The sequence below is a fragment of the Stenotrophomonas sp. Steno-Z2 genome (genome assembly GCF_056393235.1).
Genome location: NZ_JBWJOY010000030.1, coordinates 1 through 256 on the forward strand (window position 1 = coordinate 1; position 256 = coordinate 256).

1 pseudogene is annotated in these 256 nt (G+C 69.9%); it reads left to right on the top strand.

Annotation, left to right across the window (positions count from 1 at the left end):
* Window positions 1-256 (top strand): annotated as a pseudogene (locus tag AC06FP_RS16875) (methyl-accepting chemotaxis protein); the annotation flags it as partial.

A 256-nucleotide genomic window follows, 5' to 3' on the forward strand; every position in this document is an offset into this window, starting at 1 on the left:
TCGAGGTGATGCAGCGCTACGCGCGCGGCGACCTGTCGGTGGACATGGACCGCCTGCCCGGCGAGAAGGCCGCCATCACCCAGGCCATGGACGAGACCAAGGCCAGCCTGTCGGCGATCAATGCCGAGATCAGGCGGCTGGCCGGCGCCGCCGCGGCGGGCGACTTCAGCCTGCGTGGCGACGAGGAGCGCTTCGAGCACGACTTCCGCGACATGGTGGCCGGGCTCAACCGGCTGATGGAAACCACCGACGGCAA